General features: G+C 52.7%; 1 rRNA gene. It reads left to right on the top strand.

The annotated features are described in order from the left end of the window. Positions 1-215: ribosomal RNA gene (locus ULO1_RS14040) — 23S ribosomal RNA — on the top strand; the annotation flags it as partial. Positions 216-224 lie beyond the last annotated feature (9 nt).

The raw sequence follows: 224 nt of genomic DNA, 5'->3' as shown, positions 1-224 counted from the left end.
TGTACCAGTTGTTCCGCCAGGAGCAATCGCTGGGTAGCCAAGTCTGGACGGGATAAGCGCTGAAAGCATCTAAGCGCGAAGTCCACCTCAAGATAAGATTTCCCACTGGGTAAGCCAGGTAAGACCCCTGGAAGAAGACCAGGTAGATAGGCCGGGAGTGTAAGAGCCGCAAGGCTTTGAGCGGACCGGTACTAATAGGTCGAGGTCTTAACCTCAAAAGAACT

It is taken from the genome of Carboxydocella sp. ULO1 (assembly GCF_002049255.1).
Classification (GTDB): domain Bacteria; phylum Bacillota.
Note: the sequence above shows the minus strand (reverse complement) of the source record. Positions and strands in the feature narration are given on the sequence as shown.